Here is a 21,921-nt window from a genome sequence, read left to right as displayed (position 1 = left end):
CCTTGCCTGAGCTGTGCGTTACGGCCCTGGTGTGACAGTCAGCTCTTCTTGGACGCTGTGCTGGAGGGGGACGCCCCGGCGGCCTTCGACGCCGACTTCGACGGAGAGGCGGAGGATTTCGAGGCCGGCGACTTCGACGCGGACGCGGACGGCGCGGAACTCGCCGTGCCCTTGTCCGACCCCGAACCCGATCCGGTGCCCGATCCCGTGCCGTCACCGTTGGCCGACGCCACCGCGGCCACGGCCTCCTTGGCGGCCTTCTCCGCCGCCTTCGTCAGCGTGGCGACGCTCGGGGTCTTCTCGCCCGCCAGGCCCGCGCCGTTGTAGTCGACGGTGACGACGACGTTCTCGACGCGCGCCACGACCGTCTGCTGCTTGAAGGACCCTTCCTTCTTCTTCAGGTCGTACCGCACCAGCGTCGCCTGGTCACCCGTGCCGGCGACCGGCTGCGAGGTGGAGTTCTTCGCGCCGTCCACCGACTGCGCGTCCTGGATCTGCTTCGCGTAGTACTCCTGCGCCTGCTTGTCACCGGCGCCGCGCGTGGTGTCCGAGTCGAACCGCAGCAGCGACACGTTCAGCCAGCGGAACTGCGAGCCCTTCACGCCGTTGTTGTCGAGGCTGCTCCACGAGCAGCTCCCGCGCGTCGCCGCGTCGTCCGAAGTGCCCTTCTTGCCGGACTTGGTGCCCTTCGGGACCAGTTCGCCCAGCGTCTTCTTCGACACGACGCCACAGGACTCGGGAAGCTTCCGGTACGCCGCCGCCTGCACCGTCGGCGACGCGCTCGCGGACGGGGACGTCTCGCTGCTGCCGGCCGTGCTCTTGCTCCCGGCGTCCGCTGAGCCGGAGTCCGAGGAGCAGCCGGCGGCAATCAGCATCGCGGGGACGGCCGCCGCGCAGACAAGGGCGCGGCGGCCCCGGCGCTTCGCTCGCTCGTCGGTCCCTCGCTGCCTCAACGGCGTGGGCTGGGCCCCCAGGTCTCGATGTGCTGGTCGCTGCATGGTTCCTTCACTCATGACGCTCGTGGTTCCTGCCGTCGGATCGGGTCCGAGGGGCCACGGTACGCGGTGAGGAAGCTGTGCGGTCTCCCTTCGTCCGCTTTGCGCGCGGACACCCGGGAGCCGCGAAGGGGCACTAACCGGCGAGCGAGTTCGCCAGCCGCGCGGCCAGTTTCCGGGCCCTGTCCTGCATTTCCGCGCTGTCCGGAACCACACCGACCGAGGCCGGCTGCTCCTCGTACTCGATCGTCACGATCACGTTGGACGTGCGGAACGCCACAGTCACGGTGCGCTGCTGGGCCGTCGAGCCCGAACCGCTCAACACGTCGTCCAGGAAGGCCTCGTCGCCGAGGTCGGTGAGGACGCGGGGCTGGAGTTCGGCGGACGAGGAGGCCGACGAAGAGGGCGTCGAGGAGGGCGCGGTGGCCGAAGCGGACGGCGAGCCGCCGGAGGTGGGGGAGGAACTCGCGCCGGGACTCGCGGCGGAGCCCGTCTCGGCGGAACTCACGTCGCTGGAGACGGAGACGACGGGTTCCGGGAGGTCCGCCGCCGTCAGCTTGGTCGCGAAGAGGGTCTCCGCCTGGCTGTCGTCGCTCGCGGAGGTGTCGTACGACACCACCCGCTCGAAATCGACCAGCAGATGGTCGGTGGCCTCCGCCGACTCGACCTTCCAACGGCAGCCCACCTTGCGGTCGGTGTCGTACGTCAGCGTCGCCTCGCCCGCGTACGCCGTCTCCCGCTGCTGCTCGTCGGTCAGCTCCGTGATGCCCGGCAGAAGCGAGTCGAGGGTGTCGTGGCTCAGTGCCCCGCACGGTTCCGGAAGGGTGCGGTACTTGCCCGGCTGGGCCGCCGCGGACGCCGTGCCGGCCTGACCCGGGTTCGCGTCGTCCGTCGTGTCGCCGCTGCCCGAGCTGCCTGTACAGCCGGCCAACAGCGCCGCGAGGAGTGCGGCGACTCCGGGTACGTAGGCCTTCCGCTGCACGGTCGGGCTCCTCTCGACGGGGTCCGTTCCCAGGGGAACGCCAGGGGAAAACGGTGGTGATCTCAGTGTCCCCGCTGGTTATTCGCTTGCCGCACGGGGGCGCCCACTGGAGACAATGTGTATCGCACGCACTGCCGTGAACGCCGGTCCGTTGTCCCTTTCATGGACCTTGGCGCCGGTTTTGCGATTGAGGACTTCTGTTTGTTTTCCGGGGGAATGAGGACGATATGTCGTACGTGGAGATGCCGGGAGCGAAGGTCCCGATCCGTATGTGGGCCGACCCCGCGACGGTCGAGGAGGGCGCGCTCCAGCAACTGCGGAACGTGGCGACCCTGCCGTGGATCAAGGGCCTGGCCGTGATGCCGGACGTCCACTACGGCAAGGGGGCGACGGTCGGATCGGTCATCGCGATGCAGGGGGCCGTGTGCCCGGCGGCGGTGGGTGTCGACATCGGCTGCGGAATGTCGGCGGTGCGGACGTCGCTCACCGCGAACGACCTTCCCGGCGACCTCTCCCGGCTGCGGTCGAAGATCGAGCAGGCGATTCCGGTCGGGCGCGGGATGCATGACAGCGCCGTCGAGCCGGCGGGCTTCCACGGCCTGGCCACGGCCGGGTGGGACGACTTCTGGGGACGGTTCGACGGGGTGGCCGAAGCGGTCAAGTTCCGCTTCGAGCGCGCCACGAAGCAGATGGGAACACTCGGCTCGGGAAACCACTTCGTTGAGGTGTGCACGGATACGACCGGTTCTGTCTGGCTGATGCTCCACTCGGGTTCCCGGAACATCGGCAAGGAACTGGCCGAGCACCACATCGGCGTCGCCCAGAAGCTCCCGCACAACCAGGGCCTCGTCGACCGGGACCTCGCCGTGTTCGTGGCGGACACCCCGCAGATGGCGGCCTACCGCAACGACCTGTTCTGGGCGCAGGAGTACGCGAAGCACAACCGCTCGCTGATGATGGCGCTTCTGAAGGACGTCGTCCGCAAGGAGTTCAGGAAGGCGAAGCCGGCCTTCGAGCCGGAGATCAGCGCGCACCACAACTACGTGGCCGAGGAGCGCTACGACGGGGTGGACCTGCTCGTGACCCGCAAGGGCGCGATCCGGGCCGGCTCCGGCGAGTACGGGATCATTCCCGGCTCCATGGGCACGGGGTCGTACATCGTGAAGGGCCTCGGGAACGCGAAGTCCTTCAACTCCGCCTCCCACGGCGCGGGTCGGCGCATGAGCCGCAACGCGGCGAAGCGGCGCTTCTCGACGAAGGACCTGGAGGAGCAGACGCGGGGCGTGGAGTGCCGCAAGGACTCCGGTGTCGTCGACGAGATCCCGGCGGCCTACAAGCCGATCGAGCAGGTCATCGACCAGCAGCGCGACCTCGTGGAGGTCGTGGCGAAGCTGAAGCAGGTCGTCTGCGTGAAGGGCTGAGGCACGCCCCGGCGGGCGCCCAGGGTCACTTCGGGGCGTGTGTCACCGCGTAGATCATGACGAACGCCACGATGTGGATGCCGAACAGGAAGTAGGCGAGCCACAGCCACATGTGGCGTTCGTCCTTCTTCTCCTGGCTCAGGCGCCGCTGTTCCCGCTCGGCATCCGGCATCACAGGTCCCTGTGGACCTTCGTGTTGGACGCCTGCGCGCGCGGGCGGACGACCAGGAGGTCGATGTTGACGTGGCTGGGGCGGGTCACCGTCCAGGTGATCGTCTCGGCCACGTCGTCGGCGGTCAGGGGCTCGGCCACGCCCTGGTAGACCTTCGCCGCCCGCTCCTCGTCGCCGCCGAAGCGGGTCAGGGCGAAGCCGTCCGTTTTGACCATGCCGGGAGCGATCTCGATGACCCGGACCGGGGTGCCCACGATCTCCAGACGAAGCGTCTCGGCCAGGACGTGGGCGCCGTGCTTGGCGGCGACATAGCCCGCGCCGCCCTCGTACGTGCCGTGGCCCGCCGTGGAGGAGACGACCACCACGGTGCCGTCACCGCTCGCCGTGAGCGCGGGGAGCAGGGCCTGCGTGAGATTGAGGGTGCCGATGACGTTCGTCTCGTACATCTGACGCCAGTCGGCCGGATCGCCCGACGCGACCGGGTCGGCACCGAGGGCGCCGCCCGCGTTGTTGACCAGCACGCCGATCGTCCTGAAGGCGGTGGCGAACTCGTCGACCGCGGCCCGGTCGGTGACGTCGAGGGCGTACGCGGTCGCCTGGTGCCCCGCCGCGTTGATCTCCTCGGCCAGCGCCTCGATCCGGTCCTTGCGGCGCGCGGTGAGGACCACGCGGTAGCCGGCCGCGGCGAGCTGTCGTGCCGTGGCGGCGCCGATTCCGCCGCTGGCACCGGTGACTATCGCGATGCGGGAGGCGGCGGACGGGGCGGCGGGGGCCATGGGCTGCTCCTCGGACGTGATCGGAACCTTGTCCGGCCAGGATAGGCGGGCGGGCCGCCCGGGCGTTCCGAGGTCCACCGCGGCCGCCGCTCAGCTGTCACGCGGTGCGTACATGATCACCGCCATGCCGGCCAGGCAGATCAGCGCGCCCGCGATGTCCCAGCGGTCCGGGCGGTAGCCGTCCGCGACCACGCCCCACAGGATCGAACCGGCCACGAAGATCCCGCCGTACGCGGCGAGGATGCGGCCGAAGTGGGCGTCCGGCTGAAACGTGGCGACGAAGCCGTACGCCCCGAGGGCGAGGACACCGCCGCCTGCCCAGAGCCAGCCGCGCTGCTCGCGCACGCCCTGCCAGACCAGCCACGCGCCGCCGATCTCGAAGAACGCGGCGACGACGAAGAGGGTGGCGGACCGGAGGATGACCATGCGGGCAGCTTCGCACGCGGGTCGGCGGCCCTCCGCGCCACCCAAGCGTGACCTGTGGGAGGGTGCCCGGCGTCCGCTCCGGTGACGTCTCCTGCCCGGCTCAGCTGTCCGGGCTCTCCGCGTCGTACAGCTCGCGCGCTTCGTGCACCTGCCCGATGTGGCTCTCCGCCCAGTCCTTCACCGCGACGAGCAGCCCGCACAGGCTCAGACCCAGCGGGGTGAGCTCGTAGTCGACGCGGACCGGGACGGACGGGGTGACCGTGCGGGTGAGGATGCCGTCGCGTTCCAGCGACCGCAGTGTCTGGGTGAGCATCTTCGGGCTGACACCGGCGATCCGGCGGCCGAGGTCGCTGTAGCGCATGGGGCCGGTGGCGAGCGCGGCGACGACCAGGCTGACCCACTTGTCGCTGATGCGCTCCAGGAGCTGGTTCGTGGGGCAGCCCCGGATGAACGCGTCGTACTCGACTCGGGCCTGCTCGCGCCGCTGAGCCGCGGTCATGGTCGCCATGGTCGTGGCCTCCGCACACTTCGGGGGTAGGAACGCACCTTCGGGTAACTACTTACCAATGGATAGTAGCTCTTCCTAGGGTTGCTGACGGCTGAGGAGATACCGAGGCCAACAGCGACAAAAAGGGAGCTGTCAGTCATGCGCGCTGCAGTGGTAACGACGTTCGGTGGGCCCGAGGCCGTACGGATAGTGGAGACAGCGCTGCCGGAGCCGGCCGCGGGACAGGTGCGGATCAAGGTCGCGGCGGCCACGCTGAACCCCGTCGACGCCGGGGTGCGCGCGGGCGTCTTCGGGGGAGAGGGCCGCCAGAACGGGCTCGGCTGGGACGTCGCGGGGACCGTGGACGCGACGGGACCCGCCGGGGACACCCCCTCCGGGGAAGCGTGGAGTGTCGGGGACGAGGTGGTGGCGCTGTTCTTCGGCATGGGGCAGCCGCTCGGTACGCACGCCGAGTACGTCGTCGTCGACTCGGACGCCGTGGCGAAGGCGCCGACGACGGTCGACGCGGTCCACGCGGCGACGCTGCCGCTGAACGCCCTGACCGCCGTACAGGCCCTGGATCTGCTGGAGTTGACGCCGGGGCAGTCACTGCTGGTGACGGGTGCCGCGGGTGCGGTCGGCGCGTACGCCGTCCAACTCGCCGCCCAGCGGGGGGTGTCGGTGACCGCGCTGGCCCGGGAGAGCGACGAGGAGTTCGTACGGTCCCTGGGGGCCGCGCACTTCGCGAGCGACGCCGTCGGGGCGGGCAGCGTGGACGCCGTCCTCGACGCGGCGATCCTCAACGAGACGGCCCTGGCGTGGGTGCGGGACGGGGGAGTCTTCGTCGGCGTCATTCCGCAGGCCGCCCCGGCTCCGGTACGCGGGGTGCGGACGACGGCCGTCGGGGTGAAGGCCGACGGGGCCCGCCTGGCCGAACTGGCCGGGCTGGTGGACGAGGGTGTTCTGACCCTGCGCGTCGCCGACACCTACACCCTGGACGAGGCCCCGAAGGCCCACGCCCGACTCGCGGAGGGCGGAGTACGGGGACGCCTGGTACTCATCCCCTGAGCCGGCTGCTGCGGGTGCGGGTGCGGGTGCGGGCCGCAGGGCCGCACGCCGGGGGCGGTCCTGCGGTCCTGCGGCCCTGCGGCCGGGGGTCCTGCGGTCCTGCGGCCGGGGGTCCTGCGGTCCTGCGGCCGGGGGTCCTGCGGTCCTGCGGCCCATCGCCCGCTCGCCCGCCCGTCCGGCCGCCCCGGTCAATCGCCCGCCGCGCTCCCGCCGCGTGAGGTCGCCGTGCTCGCGGCGTATGCGGTGGGTGGTACTCCCACCGTGGCGGTGAAGTCGCGTACCAGGTGGGCCTGGTCGGCGTAGCCGAGGCCGGCGGCCAGGGCGGCCCAGTCGATCGCCGTCTCGGTCTCCGCGTGCTCCAGTGCCTCGTGGATGCGGTAGCGCAGGACGACCCACTTGGGTCCGACACCGACGTACGCGGCGAACAGTCGCTGCATGACCCGCACGGACATGCCCTCCGCGCGGGCGAAGTCGGTGACGCGGCGGATCGTGCGGTCGGTGCGGATGCGGTCGACGAGGGTCATCGCGAGCTCGGCCTGGGGGTCGGGGCGCGGGTCGAGACCCAGGAGGAAGGTGTCGAGGGCGGCGACGCGGGCGTCCTCGTCGTCGGGGGACAGGACGGCGGCGGGGTCGGCTGCCGGGAAGACCTCGGGGATCTCGGGGAAGCGGACCCGCCGGCCCGTCCAGTCCGAGACCGCCCGGGCCGGTGCGAAGGGGCGGAAGCCGCCCGGCCTGAACTGGATCCCGCAGACCCGGCCGGCCCCCTCCAGCTTCTGCGTGAACAGGTCGAGCCCGATCCCCGAGACCTCGGCGAACGGCGCCTCGTCCCCGTACCGCTGGAAGACGACGTTCACCGACGGGTGCGGGACCACGTGGGAGGCGTACGGCTGGGTCAGGTCCCAGTCGATCAGCCAGTAGTGCTCGAGGTAGGGGCGCAGGGCAGGCGCGGGTTCGCGGCGGCGGAAGCGGACTCGGGCGAGTAGTTCCGCGGCGTCGACGATGCCTCGGGTGTCACGGCGTGGGGCGGCCATGCGGCGATCGTAGGACGGGGCACTGACACTCGCGCGTGCCGTCGGGAGGTGGGGAACACGGTGGGGGAATACCCGGGTGCGGGGTCCGGTTGGACGGGTATAGTTGAACCGTCAACAACTTGGAGGGTGAGCGATCATGCAGTTCGGGATCTTCAGCGTCGGTGACGTCACGGCGGACCCCACCACGGGCCGTATGCCGACCGAGCGCGAGCGCATCAAGGCCATGGTCGCCATCGCGCTGAAGGCCGAGGAGGTCGGCCTCGACGTCTTCGCGACCGGCGAGCACCACAACCCCCCGTTCGTGCCGTCGTCCCCCACCACGATGCTCGGCCACATCGCGGCGCGGACCGAGAAGCTCATCCTCTCCACCTCCACCACCCTCATCACCACGAACGACCCGGTGAAGATCGCCGAGGACTTCGCGATGCTCCAGCACCTGGCCGACGGGCGGGTGGACCTGATGATGGGCCGCGGCAACACCGGCCCGGTCTACCCCTGGTTCGGGCAGGACATCCGCGAGGGCATCAACCTCGCCATCGAGAACTACGCCCTGCTGCGCCGCCTGTGGCGCGAGGACGTCGTGAACTGGGACGGGAAGTTCCGCTCGGCGCTCCAGGGCTTCACGTCCACGCCCCGCCCGCTGGACGACGTACCCCCGTTCGTCTGGCACGGGTCGATCCGCTCGCCCGAGATAGCGGAGCAGGCCGCCTACTACGGTGACGGCTTCTTCCACAACAACATCTTCTGGCCGGCCGACCACACCAAGCGGATGGTCGAGCTGTACCGGGCCCGGTACGCGCACTACGGGCACGGCACGCCCGAGCAGGCCATCGTGGGCCTCGGCGGACAGATCTTCATGCGGCACAACTCGCAGGACGCGGTGCGCGAGTTCCGGCCGTACTTCGACAACGCCCCGGTGTACGGGCACGGGCCGTCCCTGGAGGACTTCACCGACCAGACACCGCTGACCGTCGGTTCCCCGCAGCAGGTCATCGAGAAGACGCTGGCCTTCCGCGAGTACGCCGGCGACTACCAGCGCCAGCTGTTCCTGGTGGACCACGCCGGGCTGCCGCTGAAGACCGTGCTGGAGCAGCTCGACATGCTCGGCGAGGAGGTCGTGCCGGTCCTGCGCGAGGAGTTCGCCAAGAACCGCCCGGCCGACGTGCCGGACGCGCCGACCCACCAGTCCCTGCTCGCCGCCGCGAAGAAGGAGAAGGAGACCGTCGCATGAAGCTCGTCGTCGTCTCGGCGGGACTGAGCGTCCCGTCGTCCACGCGGCTGCTGGCCGACCGGCTGGCCGCCGCGGTCGGCCGGCAGACCCCGGCCGATGCCCCGGCCGAGATCCAGGTGGTGGAGCTGCGCGAGCTCGCGGTGGAGATCGCGCACCACTTCACCAGCGGCTTTCCCGGACGGGCCCTGTCCGCCGCGCTCGACGCTGTGACGGGGGCGGACGGCCTGGTCGTCGCCACCCCGGTGTTCTCGGCGTCGTACAGCGGGCTGTTCAAGTCCTTCTTCGACGTGCTCGACCCGGACGCGCTCACCGGCAAGCCGGTGCTGATCGCCGCGACCGGCGGCAGCGCACGGCACTCGCTGGTCCTGGAGCACGCCCTGCGTCCGCTCTTCTCCTACCTGCGGGCCGTGGTCGTCCCGACCGGCGTGTACGCCGCTTCGGAGGACTGGGGCGCCGAGGGACTGGAGGGGCGCATCGAGCGGGCGGCGGCGGAGCTGACCAGGCTGATGACCGGCTTGTCGGCGGCGCAGGGCGGGCCCGTGGTGAACGGCGGATCCGTGGCGAACGGCGGGTCCGAGGGGGCCGACGGGTCCGAGGCGGCACGCCCGGCCGCGAGGACCGTACCGGCCGCCCGGGACGGAAAGGTCCGCGCCGGAGACCTCGAGGTCGTGCCCTTCGCGCAGCAGCTCGCCGCGCTCGGGTCCGCGGGGTGAGAGGACGGTAGGCGCCTCGGCCGGGTTGCGCTCCCACGGGTGAGAGGCCAGTAAGAAGGACGGCCGGTGAGCTGCTCATCACGTCGTACGACCGTGAGGGCTTGGCACACTGAATCCGTGCCCCGAACCGTGCTGCTCGCCGAAGACGACCGCGCCATCCGTCACGCCCTCGAGCGGGCCCTGACGCTGGAGGGCTACCGGGTCACCGCGGTCGCCGACGGCGTCGAGGCGTTGGCGCAGGCCCACCGCACCCCGCCGGACGTGCTCCTGCTGGACGTGATGATGCCCGGAATCGACGGGCTCCAGGTCTGCCGGGTCCTGCGCGCGGAGGGGGACCGCACACCGATCCTGATGCTGACGGCGCTCGTGGAGACCGCGGACCGCATCGCGGGCCTGGACGCGGGCGCCGACGACTACGTCGTCAAGCCGTTCGACGTGGAGGAGGTCTTCGCCCGGCTGCGGGCGCTGCTGCGCCGGACCAGCCCGGTCAGCGCCCCGGACACCGGCACGGTCGGCCAGGCCGCCGGTCCGGCAGCGGCTCCGGCCGCCGGTGCGGTCGCCACCGGGCCGGTCGGCAGCGGTGCCCTCGCCGGCGGACCGAGGCAGGCGCCCGAGCGGTACCTGGAGGCGGCCGGGGTGCGGATGGACCCGCAGGCGCGCCGGGTCTGGCGCGGCGAACGCGAGCTGGAGCTGACCCGCACCGAGTTCGAGCTGCTCGAACTTCTCGTGCGCAACGCCGACATCGTCCTCGACCACGCCACCATCTACGACCGCATCTGGGGCTACGACTTCGGCCCCGGCTCCAAGAACCTCGCCGTCTACGTCGGCTACCTGCGCCGCAAGCTCGACGAGCCGGGCGCGCCGCAGCTGATCCACACGGTGCGCGGTGTGGGTTACGTGCTGCGGGAGGACTGAGTGAGCCGACTGGGGCGGCTGCTCGACAGTCGGCGGCCCCGGCTCCGATCGCTGCGGACCACGTTCGTGGTGTCGTTCGCGGCCGTCACCGCCGCCGTCACCGTCCTCGTCGGCGTCCTGTCGTACGGCGCCGCGGCCCGGCTCGTCCGCGTGGACCAGGAGTCCGTCTTCGACGAGGTCGTGCAGGACCTCCGGGACGAGGTACGGCAGCACAGGATGGCGCCGGACGACTTCTCCTCGGCGGCCCCCGGGCACGACATCGTGCGGCCGGCCCGCACGGACGTGCAGGTGCTGGGGCCGGGCGGCGGGGTCGTCGACGCCGGCAGTCCGCCGCTGCCGGTCACCGCCGCCGACCGGAGGCACGCGGCCGCCGTCCCGGCCGGGCGGATGACCGAGCACAAGGAGGTCGACGTCGGCGACGACATCTACCGCATCGCGACCGTCTCCCTCGGCGGCGGCCGGGGCGCGGTGCAGGTCGCGCAGGAGTTCAGCGACACCGAGGACCTGCTGCGGGCGCTACAGCGGCGGACACTGATCCTGATGGCGGCGGTGGTCGTCGCGGCGGGACTGTTCGGCTGGTGGCTGGCCCGGCGCATCACCCGGCGCCTGGTGATCCTCACCTCGGCCGCCGAGGACGTCGCCCGCACCCGTCGGCTCGGCATCGACGTGCCCGTCACCGGCTACGACGAGGTGGGCCGCCTCGGCCGCGCCTTCGACCGGATGCTCGGCCGCCTCGCCCAGTCGGAGGAGGACCAGCGGCGCCTGGTCCAGGACGCGGGGCACGAACTGCGGACACCGCTGACCTCGCTGCGCACGAACATCTCGCTGCTGCGCAGGATCGACGAGCTGCCGCCCGACACCCGCGAGGAACTCGTCGCCGACCTCAGCCAGGAGGCCCGCGAGCTGACCGACCTGGTCAACGAGCTCGTCGACCTCGCGGCCGGCCAGTCCGACAACGAACCGCCGCAACGGGTCGACCTCGCCGACATCGCCGAGGACGTGGCGGGCCTGGCGCGGCGCCGTACCGGCCGGGTCGTCCTCGTCCACGCGCTCGGCGACACCGTCACCGACGGACGCCCCGCCATGCTCCAGCGAGCGGTGTCCAACCTGGTCGAGAACGCGGCGAAGTTCGACCGGGACGGCACGGCGCCCATCGAGATCGCCGTCACGGGCTCGGTGGGACCGGGACCGTCGGTCGCCGGGCCGGTCCGTGTCGAGGTCCTGGACCGAGGTGCCGGCGTCGCCGAGGGCGACCTCGTGCGCATCTTCGACCGCTTCTACCGCGCCGCCGCCGCCCGCTCCCTGCCCGGCTCGGGCCTGGGCCTGTCCATCGTGCGCGAGGTGGCCCTCGCCCACGGCGGAGCACCGTTCGCCTCCGAGCGGGAGGGGGGCGGGTCGGTGATCGGGTTCACGGTGGGGGGCGGGTAGTCGCGGGAGGCGTGGGTGACCGGAGTCGACGACGAGCTTCCGGGGTTCACTCGTTGGCCGGGCCCCGGCTGCACGTTGCCCTACGGGTCATTAGCATCACTCAATGTGACCACTGTGGCGTGGGCCGGGCGGCCCTGGTCGTGGACGGCGATGCGGCGCAGCGGGTCTCGTATGCGGCAGCCGTCGTCCGCCGGTGGGTGATCCAGCCGGCAGCAGTGCCCACCAGGTGACGAAAGGCGGTGACGCCGTGATCGATGACCATGAGAGCGCGACCGATCGCGAGGAGAGTCCGACCGGCGCCGACGGCCGGAGAGGGCGGGCCGGAAAGTCGCGGCCAGGGGTCGGGCGTACCCGCCCGGTGCGTCTGACGGTGGACCTGGATCCGGTGCTGCACCGTCGGCTGAAGCAGTGGACGGGCAATGCCGCCGTGGAACTGGATGTGGTCGACGTGTCCCTCGCCGAGGTCTTCCGCACTCTGGTGCACCGTCTCACCGTCGACCAGGCCCTCGCGGCCGCTGTTCTGAGCGACCTCCGGGACCGGTAGGCGGCATCGGCGGAGATTGAATGACGAAAGGGTTCCGACTTTCTTTACGCATTCAAATTCCCGGTCATTCGCATTTCATGAAAACCTCGCCTGCATTACTGCATTCCTTAATGCAGTATCGCGCTTGCGCGCGAGAGGGTGCTGTGGAACTTTGGTTTGTGGAACCTTCGATGCGTCAATGTCGGCCAAGCCGCTCAGGAACTCATTCAGGGCGAGACGTCCGGGCCGAAAGGATTCCAAGCCGCGGAGGCCGAGTTCCACGTCCGCCGCTGACTGAAATGGACGCGCCTACCGACCCGACCTACGCGGCGCCCGCGTGAGTCAGTTGTGGTGTCGCGGGCCGTCGACTCGACAGTGCCGTCCAAACAACCAGGGAGGCTGCAATGCCTGTCCAGGCTCGTCGCAGGAATGTGAAGTTCATCGGGAGCGCCGTCGCGGCGCTGGCCGCTCTCGCGGTCGTCAATCCCGTGACCGTCGGATCGGCGCATGCCGACCCCGACAGTCCGAAGGTCAATCTCGTGGTGACGGCAAGCTGCGGACGATTCGCCAATGACTCGGTCCCCAACAAGGTGACCGTGACCACCGCCACCAATCCGGCGGAGAAGAAGTCGAAGACCATCGACGCGGACGAGGAGTCGGCGACTTTCGGCGCCCTGAAGTTCCTGAACATTCCGAAGGCCGGAACGCTGGCGAAGGTCACAGTCGTCTGTGAGGACCCGGACGGAGCGGACGACTCCTTCACCAAGCAGAACGTCAAGATAAAGCGCCCCGCCGGGGACACGCTCACGCAGAAGATCAGCGTCAGCTGAACCCTGTACGCGTGCACCGAGGCCGGTCCCCACGGACCGGCCTCCGGTGGCTGTCGACGTCGAACAGCCGGCTCAGGGCCAGACCAGGCAGTACGGCTGGTGCCCCGCCTCATGCAACCTGTGGCTGAAGTCCTGCCATTCGTGCAGCAGTTGGTAGACGTTGAACGCGTCTCGGGGGCCGCCCCGGTCCGGGACCGTCGACCAGATGAAGGCTGCCGCGCCGACCGCTTCCTCGCCTATGCCTCGCAGCGGGTCGACGACCGTCATCGGGAGTTTGACGACCGCGTAGTCGGGGTGCAGGACGACCAGTTCCAGGGGCGGGACCTTGTTGAGCGGGACGCCCTCTATGCCGGTGAGCACCATGGCGGCCATCGTCTCCGGCTTGATCTTGGTGAACATGCCGTTCATGCCGAGCTCGTCGCCGCCGAGTTCCTCGGGGCGCATCGAGATCGGGACGCGGGCCGCGGTCGCACCGTCAGGCGCGCCGAAGTACTTGTACGTCACCCCCACCCGACCACCATTCCCGCTCCCCGCCCTCAGCTGCTCGACCCGTTGGTCGAGCCGCTCGGACTCACTCGGTCCACCGTGCCCCTGACGGGCCTCGGCGGCTTCCTCAGCCTCGCGCCGGTGCCGTCCCCGCCTGGCACGTCGAGGACCCAGGTCGTCAGTCCCCTCGCCCAGTCCGCCACCGCGATGCATATCTCCACCCGACTGCTTTTCTAGGACGCGTGGCCCCCGCCGCGCAACCCGATCATCGTGTCAGTGACCTCCCCCACGGCCGCCCGCCGAAACGTGCGGTGAAACACCTGCCCGCAGGATCTTCGCACCCCCTCGACACCATGGTCCCTGTGAGCTGCGTCTATCGGGGTCCAGTTTCGCAGACAGCGCAGAACCGGGACGGTGTGTCCGGTCGGCAGCGGGCCGGCCGCCGCTCCCGGACGTCCGCCGCGGCTGGCCTACTCTGAGGAGGTCACTGGCAACCGGAGTCCGAGAAGTCGGAGAAGTCGCAGGTCATGAGCGAACTGCCCTATTCATACGAAGCGCCCGTGTCGCAGGCACTGTTCGACCGTGCGGCGACCGTCACACCCGGTGGCGTGAACTCCCCGGTACGAGCCTTCCGCGCCGTCGGCGGCACGCCCCGGTTCATGGTGTCCGGCACCGGCCCGTACCTGACCGACGCCGACGGGCGCGAGTACGTCGACCTGGTGTGTTCCTGGGGGCCCATGATCCTCGGGCACGCGCAGCCCGACGTGATCGCCGCCGTGCAGGACGCCGTCTCACGGGGCACCTCCTTCGGTACGCCCGGTGAGGGCGAGGTCGCGCTCGCCGAGGAGATGGTGGACCGGATCGAGCCCCTGGAGCAGGTGCGGCTGGTGTCCAGTGGCACCGAGGCGACCATGTCGGCGATCCGGCTGGCGCGCGGGTTCACCCGGCGCACCAAGGTGATCAAGTTCGCCGGGTGTTACCACGGTCACGTCGACTCGCTGCTCGCCGCGGCGGGCTCGGGCGTCGCCACGTTCGCCCTGCCGGACACGCCCGGCGTCACCGGGGCCCAGGCCGGCGACACCATCGTCCTGCCGTACAACGACCTCGAGGCCGTGCAGGAGGCGTTCCACCGGCACCCCGGCGAGATCGCCTGTGTGATCACCGAGGCCTCGCCCGGCAACATGGGTGTCGTGCCGCCGCTGCCCGGGTTCAACCAGGGCCTCAAGGACACCTGCCGGAAGAACGGCGCGCTCTTCGTCTCCGACGAGGTCATGACCGGCTTCCGTACCAGCAGGGCAGGCTGGTGCGGCATCGACGGGGTCAAGCCCGACCTCATGACCTTCGGCAAGGTCATGGGCGGCGGCTTCCCCGCGGCCGCCTTCGGCGGCCGTGCCGACGTCATGGCGCACCTCGCGCCCGCCGGGCCCGTCTACCAGGCCGGCACCCTCTCCGGGAACCCGGTCGCCACCGCCGCCGGGCTGGCTCAGCTGCGCCTCCTGGACGAGGCCGCGTACGACACGGTCGACGCGGTCTCCGCGCAGATCCAGTCCCTGGTCACCGAGGCCCTGTCCAAGGAGGGCGTCGCGCACCGTGTGCAGAACGCCTCCAACATGTTCTCCGTGTTCTTCACGGACCGCGCGGTCCGTGACTACGAGGACGCGAAGAAGCAGGAGTCCTTCCGCTACACCGCCTTCTTCCACTCGCTGCTGGCGAACGGCGTCTATCTGCCGCCCTCGTCCTTCGAGTCCTGGTTCGTGTCCACGGCCCACGACGAGCGGGCCGTCCAGCGCATCGCCGACGCCCTTCCGGCGGCGGCCCGAGCGGCGGCGGAGGCCACGGCAGCATGAGCTCCCAGAACAGCCGGACCGGCGACAACAACGGTCGGAGCGACAGCAACCCCGACGGCGAGACCACCGTCGTCCACCTCATGCGGCACGGTGAGGTCGCGAACCCGGACGGGGTGCTCTACGGCAGGCTCACCGGGTACCACCTCTCCGACCTCGGGCGCCGGATGGCCGACCGGGTCGCTGAGCACCTCTCCTCGCGGGACATCACCCACGTCGTAGCCTCGCCGCTGGAGCGGGCGCAGGAGACGGCGGCGCCGATCGCCAAGGCGCACGGGCTGGACATCGGGACCGACGAGCGGCTGATCGAGGCCGAGAACGTGTTCCAGGGCAAGACCTTCGGTGTGGGCGACGGCGCGCTCCGCCGGCCCGAGAACTGGAAGCACCTGGTCAACCCGTTCAAGCCGTCCTGGGGTGAGCCGTACGTCGAGCAGGTCGCGCGGATGAGGGGGGCGCTGGACGCCGCCAGGGACGCGGCCCGCGGGCATGAGGCGGTGCTGGTCAGCCACCAGTTGCCGATCTGGATCGTGCGCAGCGACGTCGAGGGGCGGCGGCTGTGGCACGACCCGCGCAAGCGGCAGTGCACGCTCGCGTCCCTGACGAGCTTCACGTACCACGGCGACAGGATCGTGGCCGTCGGCTACACCGAGCCGGCCCGCGATCTGGTGCCGGCTCATCTCCTCGCGGGTGCCAGGCCGGTGAAGGGGCAGGGCAAGGCGTTCGGCGCCTGAGGAAGGCGTCTCCCGAGTGTCCCGAACGGCGTCCTGACACGTTCGTGACATTTGTTGCTGAATACACGTGTCCGACGGGAACCTACCCGTTCGTCACGTCCTCTGAATGGGTGACCACCGGAGAACGTGACGAACGGGGATGCAATGCGCTCTCACACCCGAAGGGGAATGCTCGGTCTCGGCGCGGGCGCCGCGGCCGCCGTCGGACTCGCGGGATGCGGCACCCTCACGCCGTCAGACGGGCCGAACCATGCCGGAGGTTCCGGCGGCAAGCGATCCGGCAGTACTCCGCACCCCGCCCGCCCCCTCGGCGACGGCTCCACCTCCTTCACCGGCAAGCAGCCCCACCAGCCCAGGAAGCCCGAGCCGTTGGAGCCGGGGCAGACCCCGCCGCAGTTCGTGATCTTCTCCTGGGACGGTGCCGGTGAGGTCGGCAACGGTCTCTTCCCGCGTTTCCTGGACCTCGCCAAGCGGCACGAGGCGCACATGACCTTCTTCCTCTCGGGGCTGTATCTGCTGCCCGAGTCGAAGAAGCGGCTGTACGACCCGCCGAACAACCCGCGCGGTGCCTCCGACATCGGCTACCTCACCGACGAGCACGTCAGGGCGACGCTGACGAACGTGCGGCGGGCCTGGCTCGAGGGTCACGAGATAGGCACGCACTTCAACGGCCACTTCTGCTCGGGCTACGGCACCGTCGGCAACTGGACGCCCCAGCAGTGGCGCAGCGAGATAGACCAGGCCAAGTCCTTCGTGAAGGAGTGGCGCACCAACACGGGGTGGACCGATCTGCCGGCCCTGCCCTTCGACTACGACAAGGAGCTCGTCGGCGGTCGTACGCCCTGTCTCCTCGGCCAGAACAACCTGCTGCCCACCGCCCGCGAGCTCGGCTGGCGCTACGACGCCTCCTCGCCCGGCGGCCGGCAGATCTGGCCGGAGCGTCGGCAGGGGATCTGGGACCTGCCGTTGCAGGCGATCCCGATGAGTGGCCACAGCTTCGAGGTCCTGTCGATGGACTACAACCTGCTGGCCAACCAGTCGGTCAACTCGACGAACGCGCCCGCCCACAACTACCCGGCCTGGCGGCAGCAGGCGTCCCAGACGTACATAGCGGGCTTCAAGCGGGCATACGAGACAAATCGTGCTCCGTTCTTCGTCGGCAACCACTTCGAGCAGTGGAACGGCGGCATCTACATGGACGCCGTCGAGGAGGCGTTCACGTACATCGCGCGGGAGAAGGAGAAGGGCGAGGACGTACGCCTCGTCTCCTTCCGGCAGTTCGCGGACTGGCTGGACGTGCAGCGGCCCGAGGTGCTCGCCAAGCTGCGCACCCTCGACGTCGGGCAGCAGCCGGCCGGTGGCTGGAAGGAGTTCCTCAAGGACACCTCGAAGTCCGCCGGGCAGTCCGCCGGGCAGTCCGCCGAGGAGGACTCCGGAGAGGGCTCCGGGCAGGCCGCCTGAAATGCGGGTTTCCGCCCCCAAGGGGGGTGCGCAAGATCCCCGGAACGGACATGCGAAACTTTTCACATGAGTGCCGCCAGCCGCGCCTCCCTGCGCTTGAACAGCACGAACCGCCCGACGCGTACGCGTAACCGCGCCGCCCTGCTCACCGCCGGTGCCGCGGTCGCCGCGCTGACGCTGTCGGCGTGCGGTTCCGGTGGCACGTCCGGCGGCTCCGGCAACACCAACTTCGTCACCGGTACCAACGGCATCGCGACCGTCGCCAAGGACGGGCGGAGCGTCGCCCCCGAACTGGCCGGCGAGACCGTCAACGGCACCCGGCTGGACGTCGCCGACTACAAGGGCAAGGTCGTCGTCCTCAACGTATGGGGCTCCTGGTGCCCGCCCTGCCGGGCCGAGGCGAAGAACTTCGAGAAGGTCTACCAGGACGTCAAGGGCCAGGGTGTGCAGTTCGTCGGCATCAACACCCGGGACACCAGCGTCGGTCCGGCGAAGGCCTTCGAGGCCGACTACGGGATCACCTACCCGAGCCTGTACGACCCGACGGGCAAGCTGATGCTCCGCTTCAAGAAGGGCACGCTCAACCCGCAGCTGATCCCCTCCACCCTGGTCATCGACCGGGACGGCAGGGTCGCGGCGCGGGCGCTGCAGGCGCTCAGCGAGGACAAGCTGCGCTCCATGCTCAAGCCCGTCCTCGCGGAGAAGTGACGTGACCGGAGTGTCCACGCTCGCCGCGGAGAACCAGACGGTCCTCAACGGGGCCCTGCTGGTGGCCTTCCCCGTCGCCCTGCTCGGCGGCCTCGTCTCCTTCTTCTCCCCGTGCGTCCTGCCGCTCGTGCCCGGTTACCTGTCCTACGTCACCGGAGTCAGCGGCACCGACCTGGCCGAGGCCCGCCGGGGGCGCATGGTCGCCGGTGCCTCGTTGTTCGTCCTCGGCTTCACGGCCGTGTTCGTCTCCGGCGGGGCCTTCTTCGGGTACTTCGGGCAGACGCTCCAGGAGTACAAGGGAACCCTGACCACGGTGCTCGGTGTGCTCATGATCCTCATGGGCGTCTTCTTCATGGGTCTGATGCCCTGGCTCACCCAGCGCGAGTTCCGCTTCCACCGGCGGCCGGTGGCGGGGCTGGCCGGGGCCCCCGTGCTCGGTGCCCTGTTCGGCATCGGCTGGACACCGTGCATCGGTCCGACCCTCGCCTCCGTGCAGTTCCTGTCCTTCAACGAGGGCAGCGCGGGCCGCGGGGCCATACTGACGGTCGCGTACTGCCTGGGTCTCGGCCTGCCGTTCGTGCTCGCCGCGGTCGCCTTCCGCAAGGCGCTCGGCGCGTTCGACTGGGTCAAGCGCCACTACGTCTGGGTCATGCGCATCGGCGGCACCATGATGATCGTGACCGGTGTGCTGCTGCTGACCGGCGCGTGGGACCGGATCGTGCAGGAGATGCAGACCTGGTCCAACGGCTTCACTGTGGGGATCTGAGCGATGAGCGGGACGATGAAGACGGGCACCGACGCGGCCGCGGCCGCGGACCGGGCCGACGACCAGGACCTCGGTGCCGCCGGCTCCCAGCTGTCCACCGCCCCCCAGGAGGAGACGGCGGGCCTGCCCGCCCTCGGACCGGTCGGCTGGGCCCGCTGGTTCTGGCGGCAGCTCACCTCGATGCGGGTCGCGCTGCTGCTGCTCCTGCTGCTGTCGCTCGGCGCGATCCCCGGCTCGCTGATCCCGCAGACCAACGTCGACGCGTCGAAGGTCGCCGACTTCGAGAACCGGCACACCTTCCTCGCGCCGGTCTACGACAAACTCGGCCTGTTCCACGTCTACGGCTCGGTGTGGTTCTCGGCGATCTACATCCTGCTGTTCGTCTCGCTCATCGGCTGCATCGTGCCCCGCACCTGGCAGTTCGTGGGCCAGCTGCGCGGACGGCCGCCGGGCGCCCCGCGGCGCCTGACCCGGCTGCCCGCCTACACCTCCTGGCGCACCGAGGCCGAGCCCGAGCAGGTCCGTGAGGCGGCGCTCGCGCTGCTGAAGAGGCGCCGCTTCCGGGCGCACCTCGCCGGTGACGCCGTCGCCGCCGAGAAGGGCTATCTGCGGGAGGTCGGCAACCTCGCCTTCCACATCGCGCTGATCGTGATGCTGACCGCCTTCGCCTGGGGCCAGCTGTACAAGTCGGAGGGCGACAAGCTGATCGTGGAGGGCGGCGGGTTCTCCAACACCCTCACCCAGTACGACGACTTCAAGTCCGGCAACCTCTTCAGCCAGGACGACCTGGACCCGTTCAGCTTCACCCTGAAGAAGTTCACGGGCACCTACGAGCTCACCGGCCCCAACCGGGGCACCCCGCGCACCTTCCAGGCCGACCTCTCCTACAGAGTGGGCGCCTACGGCAAGGACAAGCGGACCACCATCAAGGTCAACGAGCCGCTGCGGGTCGGCGACTCGAAGGTGTACCTCGTCAGCCACGGCTACGCGCCCGTGCTCACCGTCCGCGACAGCAAGGGCAAGGTCGTCTACCGCGACGCCGTTCCGCTGCTGCCGCTCGACTCCAACGTCACCTCCTCCGGCGCCGCCAAGGTCATGGACGGCTACCGCAACGCGCAGGGCGTCAAGGAACAGCTCGGCTTCCAGGCCTTCTTCCTGCCGACGTACGGCGGCGCGAACACCGCGGTCGTCTCGCAGTTCCCGGCGCTGATGAACCCCGTGCTGAACCTGGCGGCGTACCACGGCGACCTCGGTGTCGACGCGGGCATCCCGCAGAGCGTGTACCAGCTCGACAAGACCAACATGAAGGGGTTCAAGAACTCCAAGGGCCAGCTGCTGCGGGAGAACCTGAAGCCCGGCGAGACCATGCAGCTTCCCGGCGGCGCCGGCTCGGTCACCTTCGACAAGGTCGAGGAGTGGGCCGGCTTCCAGGTCACCCGGCAGCCCGGCAGCGGCTGGGCCCTCGGCGGTGCCGTCGCCGCGATCTTCGGTCTGGCCGCCTCGCTGTTCATCCAGCGCCGCCGCGTGTGGGTGCGGGCGGTCAGGGGCGCCGACGGCGTCACCCTCGTGGAGATGGGCGGCCTCGGCCGCAGCGAGTCCGCCAAGGTGCCCGAGGAACTCGGCGACCTCGCCGGAATCCTCTACGACCAGGCGCCGGGCGCCCCCGACCCCGACACCTCAGATTCCCCCGACCCCGCTTCGGAGCCGGGCGACGACACCCCTATCCCCGACCCCCCAGTCGCACCTTCCGAAGGGGCTGAGACGAAGTGACTCTCGCCGCCGCAACCGACCTCGCCGTCGCGACCAACGAACACCTCGCGAGCACCAGCAACACGCTCATCTACTCCGCGATGGCCGTCTACACCCTGGCCTTCTTCGCGTACATCACCGAATGGATCTTCGGCAGCCGCAGCAAGATCGGCCGCACCGCCGCCGCGCTCACCTCGGCACAGAAGTCCAGGGCGCCGGCCGTCACCGTGCAGCAGGCCGGCGGCACCGCCGTGCTGGAGCGGCCGAAGGTCGTCGTACGGGCGGCCGCCGGTGCGCGGGACGTGCCCGACGGACCCGGCGCGCACGGCGGCGACGAACAGGGTGACCTGTACGGCCGGATCGCGGTGTCCCTCACCGTGCTCGCCTTCCTCGTCGAGCTGGCCGGGGTCGTCGCCCGCGCGGCCTCGGTGGAGCGGGCGCCGTGGGGCAACATGTACGAGTTCAACATCACCTTCTCCACGGTGGCCGTCGGCGTGTACCTCACGCTGCTGGCGCTGCGGAAGAACGTGCGCTGGCTCGGCCTGTTCCTGATCACGACGGTCCTGCTCGACCTCGGCATCGCCGTCACCGTCCTGTACACCGCGAGCGACCAGCTGGTTCCCGCGCTGCACTCGTACTGGCTGTACATCCACGTCTCGACGGCGATCCTGTGCGGCGCCGTCTTCTACGTCGGCGCGGTCGCCACGATCCTCTACCTGTTCAAGGACTCGTACGAGAACAAGCTGGCCAACGGCGGCAAGCCCGGCAGCTTCGCCACGTCCTTCCTGGAGCGGCTGCCCGCCTCGGCGTCCCTCGACAAGTTCTCCTACCGCGTCAACGCGGCGGTCTTCCCGCTGTGGACGTTCACGATCATCGCGGGCGCGATCTGGGCGGGCGACGCCTGGGGCCGCTACTGGGGCTGGGACCCCAAGGAGACCTGGGCCTTCATCACCTGGGTCGCCTACGCCTGCTACCTGCACGCCCGCGCCACGGCCGGCTGGAAGGGCCGCAAGGCCGCCTACCTGGCGCTGATCGCCTTCGGCTGCTGGCTGTTCAACTACTACGGCGTCAACATCTTCGTCTCCGGCAAGCACTCGTACGCGGGCGTGTGACGCTCGGAGGAGACATCGCGGCGAAGGCCGGTTCCTGTGACTCGGGTCACGGGGGCCGGCCTTCGC

Annotated in this window: 23 protein-coding genes; 15 read left to right on the top strand and 8 right to left on the bottom strand. The window is 70.3% G+C overall.

Annotated features, from left to right (window positions below; translation table 11 throughout):
• Nucleotides 1-38: 38 nt before the first annotated feature.
• Nucleotides 39-1,013: a DUF3558 family protein gene (locus OG985_RS20935; RefSeq protein ID WP_371669863.1), complete on the bottom strand. Its 975-nt coding sequence runs from the start codon at nt 1,011-1,013 to the stop codon at nt 39-41.
• 118 nt (nt 1,014-1,131) lie between these two features.
• The gene (locus tag OG985_RS20930) at nt 1,132-1,977 is read right to left on the bottom strand and encodes a DUF3558 domain-containing protein (protein WP_371669862.1); all 846 of its coding nucleotides are present in this window, start codon (nt 1,975-1,977) and stop codon (nt 1,132-1,134) included.
• A gap of 227 nt (nt 1,978-2,204) precedes the next feature.
• Between OG985_RS20930 and OG985_RS20925 the strand changes: the two genes are divergently transcribed.
• A complete protein-coding gene (locus OG985_RS20925) occupies nt 2,205-3,398 on the top strand; it encodes an RtcB family protein (RefSeq protein ID WP_371669861.1) in 1,194 nt (397 codons plus the stop codon).
• Between the two features lie 25 nt (nt 3,399-3,423).
• On the opposite strand, the gene OG985_RS20920 is transcribed toward OG985_RS20925, so the two are convergent.
• The 4 genes from OG985_RS20920 to OG985_RS20905 all read right to left on the bottom strand — a co-directional run bounded on the left by OG985_RS20920 (nt 3,424) and on the right by OG985_RS20905 (nt 5,280).
• Nucleotides 3,424-3,570, bottom strand: coding sequence for a hypothetical protein (locus tag OG985_RS20920; protein WP_371669860.1), 147 nt, complete (start codon nt 3,568-3,570; stop codon nt 3,424-3,426).
• Entirely contained in the window at nt 3,570-4,346 is a 777-nt protein-coding gene (locus tag OG985_RS20915; protein WP_371669859.1) for an SDR family NAD(P)-dependent oxidoreductase, read from the bottom strand. Before OG985_RS20915 ends, OG985_RS20920 begins: the two co-directional genes overlap by 1 nt.
• A gap of 90 nt (nt 4,347-4,436) precedes the next feature.
• Nucleotides 4,437-4,772: a YnfA family protein gene (locus OG985_RS20910; protein WP_371669858.1), complete on the bottom strand. Its 336-nt coding sequence runs from the start codon at nt 4,770-4,772 to the stop codon at nt 4,437-4,439.
• Nucleotides 4,773-4,872: 100 nt separating this feature from the next.
• Entirely contained in the window at nt 4,873-5,280 is a 408-nt protein-coding gene (locus OG985_RS20905) for a winged helix-turn-helix transcriptional regulator (RefSeq protein WP_371669857.1), read from the bottom strand.
• A gap of 138 nt (nt 5,281-5,418) precedes the next feature.
• Here OG985_RS20905 and OG985_RS20900 point away from each other — a divergent pair, with 138 nt between their 5' ends.
• On the top strand, nt 5,419-6,327 hold the full coding sequence (locus tag OG985_RS20900; protein ID WP_371669856.1) for an NADP-dependent oxidoreductase: 909 nt from the start codon (nt 5,419-5,421) through the stop codon (nt 6,325-6,327).
• A 188-nt stretch (nt 6,328-6,515) separates the two neighbouring features.
• On the opposite strand, the gene OG985_RS20895 is transcribed toward OG985_RS20900, so the two are convergent.
• Nucleotides 6,516-7,358: a DUF6597 domain-containing transcriptional factor gene (locus tag OG985_RS20895; protein ID WP_371669855.1), complete on the bottom strand. Its 843-nt coding sequence runs from the start codon at nt 7,356-7,358 to the stop codon at nt 6,516-6,518.
• A gap of 136 nt (nt 7,359-7,494) precedes the next feature.
• Here OG985_RS20895 and OG985_RS20890 point away from each other — a divergent pair, with 136 nt between their 5' ends.
• From OG985_RS20890 to OG985_RS20865, 6 genes are all read left to right on the top strand, one after another.
• Entirely contained in the window at nt 7,495-8,589 is a 1,095-nt protein-coding gene (locus OG985_RS20890; protein WP_371669854.1) for an LLM class flavin-dependent oxidoreductase, read from the top strand.
• Nucleotides 8,586-9,302: an FMN reductase gene (locus OG985_RS20885; RefSeq protein ID WP_371669853.1), complete on the top strand. Its 717-nt coding sequence runs from the start codon at nt 8,586-8,588 to the stop codon at nt 9,300-9,302. Before OG985_RS20890 ends, OG985_RS20885 begins: the two co-directional genes overlap by 4 nt.
• A 117-nt stretch (nt 9,303-9,419) precedes the next feature.
• Complete coding sequence (locus OG985_RS20880; protein WP_371669852.1) at nt 9,420-10,217, top strand: response regulator transcription factor; 798 nt, start codon at nt 9,420-9,422, stop codon at nt 10,215-10,217.
• Nucleotides 10,218-11,645, top strand: coding sequence for an ATP-binding protein (locus OG985_RS20875; RefSeq protein WP_371669851.1), 1,428 nt, complete (start codon nt 10,218-10,220; stop codon nt 11,643-11,645). It abuts the gene before it with no gap.
• A 247-nt stretch (nt 11,646-11,892) separates the two neighbouring features.
• Nucleotides 11,893-12,189 (top strand): hypothetical protein, encoded by a 297-nt coding sequence (locus tag OG985_RS20870; RefSeq protein WP_371669850.1) that lies wholly within the window; start codon nt 11,893-11,895, stop codon nt 12,187-12,189.
• A 383-nt stretch (nt 12,190-12,572) separates the two neighbouring features.
• Nucleotides 12,573-12,998: a hypothetical protein gene (locus OG985_RS20865; protein WP_371669849.1), complete on the top strand. Its 426-nt coding sequence runs from the start codon at nt 12,573-12,575 to the stop codon at nt 12,996-12,998.
• A 72-nt stretch (nt 12,999-13,070) separates the two neighbouring features.
• Here OG985_RS20865 and OG985_RS20860 read toward each other — a convergent pair whose 3' ends face one another.
• Nucleotides 13,071-13,697, bottom strand: a complete 627-nt coding sequence (locus OG985_RS20860) for a hypothetical protein (RefSeq protein ID WP_371669848.1) — start codon at nt 13,695-13,697, stop codon at nt 13,071-13,073.
• A 314-nt stretch (nt 13,698-14,011) separates the two neighbouring features.
• Between OG985_RS20860 and hemL the strand changes: the two genes are divergently transcribed.
• From hemL to ccsB, 7 genes are all read left to right on the top strand, one after another.
• A complete protein-coding gene (gene hemL, locus OG985_RS20855) occupies nt 14,012-15,331 on the top strand; it encodes a glutamate-1-semialdehyde 2,1-aminomutase (RefSeq protein WP_371669847.1) in 1,320 nt (439 codons plus the stop codon).
• Nucleotides 15,332-15,411: 80 nt separating this feature from the next.
• Nucleotides 15,412-16,059, top strand: a complete 648-nt coding sequence (locus OG985_RS20850; RefSeq protein WP_371674450.1) for a histidine phosphatase family protein — start codon at nt 15,412-15,414, stop codon at nt 16,057-16,059.
• Nucleotides 16,060-16,203: 144 nt separating this feature from the next.
• Nucleotides 16,204-17,520 carry a hypothetical protein gene (locus OG985_RS20845; RefSeq protein WP_371669846.1) on the top strand — a complete coding sequence of 439 codons (1,317 nt, stop codon included), beginning with the start codon at nt 16,204-16,206 and terminating at the stop codon, nt 17,518-17,520.
• 66 nt (nt 17,521-17,586) lie between these two features.
• On the top strand, nt 17,587-18,228 hold the full coding sequence (locus OG985_RS20840) for a TlpA family protein disulfide reductase (protein ID WP_371669845.1): 642 nt from the start codon (nt 17,587-17,589) through the stop codon (nt 18,226-18,228).
• Nucleotide 18,229: 1 nt separating this feature from the next.
• The gene (locus OG985_RS20835; protein WP_371669844.1) at nt 18,230-18,994 is read left to right on the top strand and encodes a cytochrome c biogenesis CcdA family protein; all 765 of its coding nucleotides are present in this window, start codon (nt 18,230-18,232) and stop codon (nt 18,992-18,994) included.
• A 3-nt stretch (nt 18,995-18,997) separates the two neighbouring features.
• The gene (locus OG985_RS20830) at nt 18,998-20,764 is read left to right on the top strand and encodes a cytochrome c biogenesis protein ResB (RefSeq protein ID WP_371669843.1); all 1,767 of its coding nucleotides are present in this window, start codon (nt 18,998-19,000) and stop codon (nt 20,762-20,764) included.
• Nucleotides 20,761-21,855 (top strand): c-type cytochrome biogenesis protein CcsB, encoded by a 1,095-nt coding sequence (ccsB, locus tag OG985_RS20825; RefSeq protein ID WP_371669842.1) that lies wholly within the window; start codon nt 20,761-20,763, stop codon nt 21,853-21,855. Before OG985_RS20830 ends, ccsB begins: the two co-directional genes overlap by 4 nt.
• Nucleotides 21,856-21,921 lie beyond the last annotated feature (66 nt).

Origin of the sequence: Streptomyces sp. NBC_00289, assembly GCF_041435115.1 — a bacterium.
In the GTDB taxonomy this organism is placed as follows: Bacteria; Actinomycetota; Actinomycetes; order Streptomycetales; family Streptomycetaceae; genus Streptomyces.
Note: the sequence above shows the minus strand (reverse complement) of the source record. Positions and strands in the feature narration are given on the sequence as shown.

What these genes read in the sequence shown, in the direction of transcription:
- OG985_RS20890 (WP_371669854.1), top strand. Translation starts at nt 7,495, where the DNA reads ATGCAGTTCGGGATCTTCAGCGTCGGTGACGTCACGGCGGACCCCACC.
- OG985_RS20860 (WP_371669848.1), bottom strand. Translation starts at nt 13,697, where the DNA reads ATGCATCGCGGTGGCGGACTGGGCGAGGGGACTGACGACCTGGGTCCT.
- OG985_RS20840 (WP_371669845.1), top strand. Translation starts at nt 17,587, where the DNA reads ATGAGTGCCGCCAGCCGCGCCTCCCTGCGCTTGAACAGCACGAACCGC.
- hemL (WP_371669847.1), top strand. Translation starts at nt 14,012, where the DNA reads ATGAGCGAACTGCCCTATTCATACGAAGCGCCCGTGTCGCAGGCACTG.
- OG985_RS20910 (WP_371669858.1), bottom strand. Translation starts at nt 4,772, where the DNA reads ATGGTCATCCTCCGGTCCGCCACCCTCTTCGTCGTCGCCGCGTTCTTC.
- OG985_RS20885 (WP_371669853.1), top strand. Translation starts at nt 8,586, where the DNA reads ATGAAGCTCGTCGTCGTCTCGGCGGGACTGAGCGTCCCGTCGTCCACG.
- OG985_RS20830 (WP_371669843.1), top strand. Translation starts at nt 18,998, where the DNA reads ATGAGCGGGACGATGAAGACGGGCACCGACGCGGCCGCGGCCGCGGAC.
- OG985_RS20925 (WP_371669861.1), top strand. Translation starts at nt 2,205, where the DNA reads ATGTCGTACGTGGAGATGCCGGGAGCGAAGGTCCCGATCCGTATGTGG.
- OG985_RS20915 (WP_371669859.1), bottom strand. Translation starts at nt 4,346, where the DNA reads ATGGCCCCCGCCGCCCCGTCCGCCGCCTCCCGCATCGCGATAGTCACC.
- OG985_RS20935 (WP_371669863.1), bottom strand. Translation starts at nt 1,013, where the DNA reads ATGAGTGAAGGAACCATGCAGCGACCAGCACATCGAGACCTGGGGGCC.
- OG985_RS20905 (WP_371669857.1), bottom strand. Translation starts at nt 5,280, where the DNA reads ATGGCGACCATGACCGCGGCTCAGCGGCGCGAGCAGGCCCGAGTCGAG.
- OG985_RS20865 (WP_371669849.1), top strand. Translation starts at nt 12,573, where the DNA reads ATGCCTGTCCAGGCTCGTCGCAGGAATGTGAAGTTCATCGGGAGCGCC.
- OG985_RS20850 (WP_371674450.1), top strand. Translation starts at nt 15,412, where the DNA reads ATGCGGCACGGTGAGGTCGCGAACCCGGACGGGGTGCTCTACGGCAGG.
- OG985_RS20845 (WP_371669846.1), top strand. Translation starts at nt 16,204, where the DNA reads ATGCGCTCTCACACCCGAAGGGGAATGCTCGGTCTCGGCGCGGGCGCC.
- OG985_RS20895 (WP_371669855.1), bottom strand. Translation starts at nt 7,358, where the DNA reads ATGGCCGCCCCACGCCGTGACACCCGAGGCATCGTCGACGCCGCGGAA.
- OG985_RS20900 (WP_371669856.1), top strand. Translation starts at nt 5,419, where the DNA reads ATGCGCGCTGCAGTGGTAACGACGTTCGGTGGGCCCGAGGCCGTACGG.
- OG985_RS20920 (WP_371669860.1), bottom strand. Translation starts at nt 3,570, where the DNA reads ATGCCGGATGCCGAGCGGGAACAGCGGCGCCTGAGCCAGGAGAAGAAG.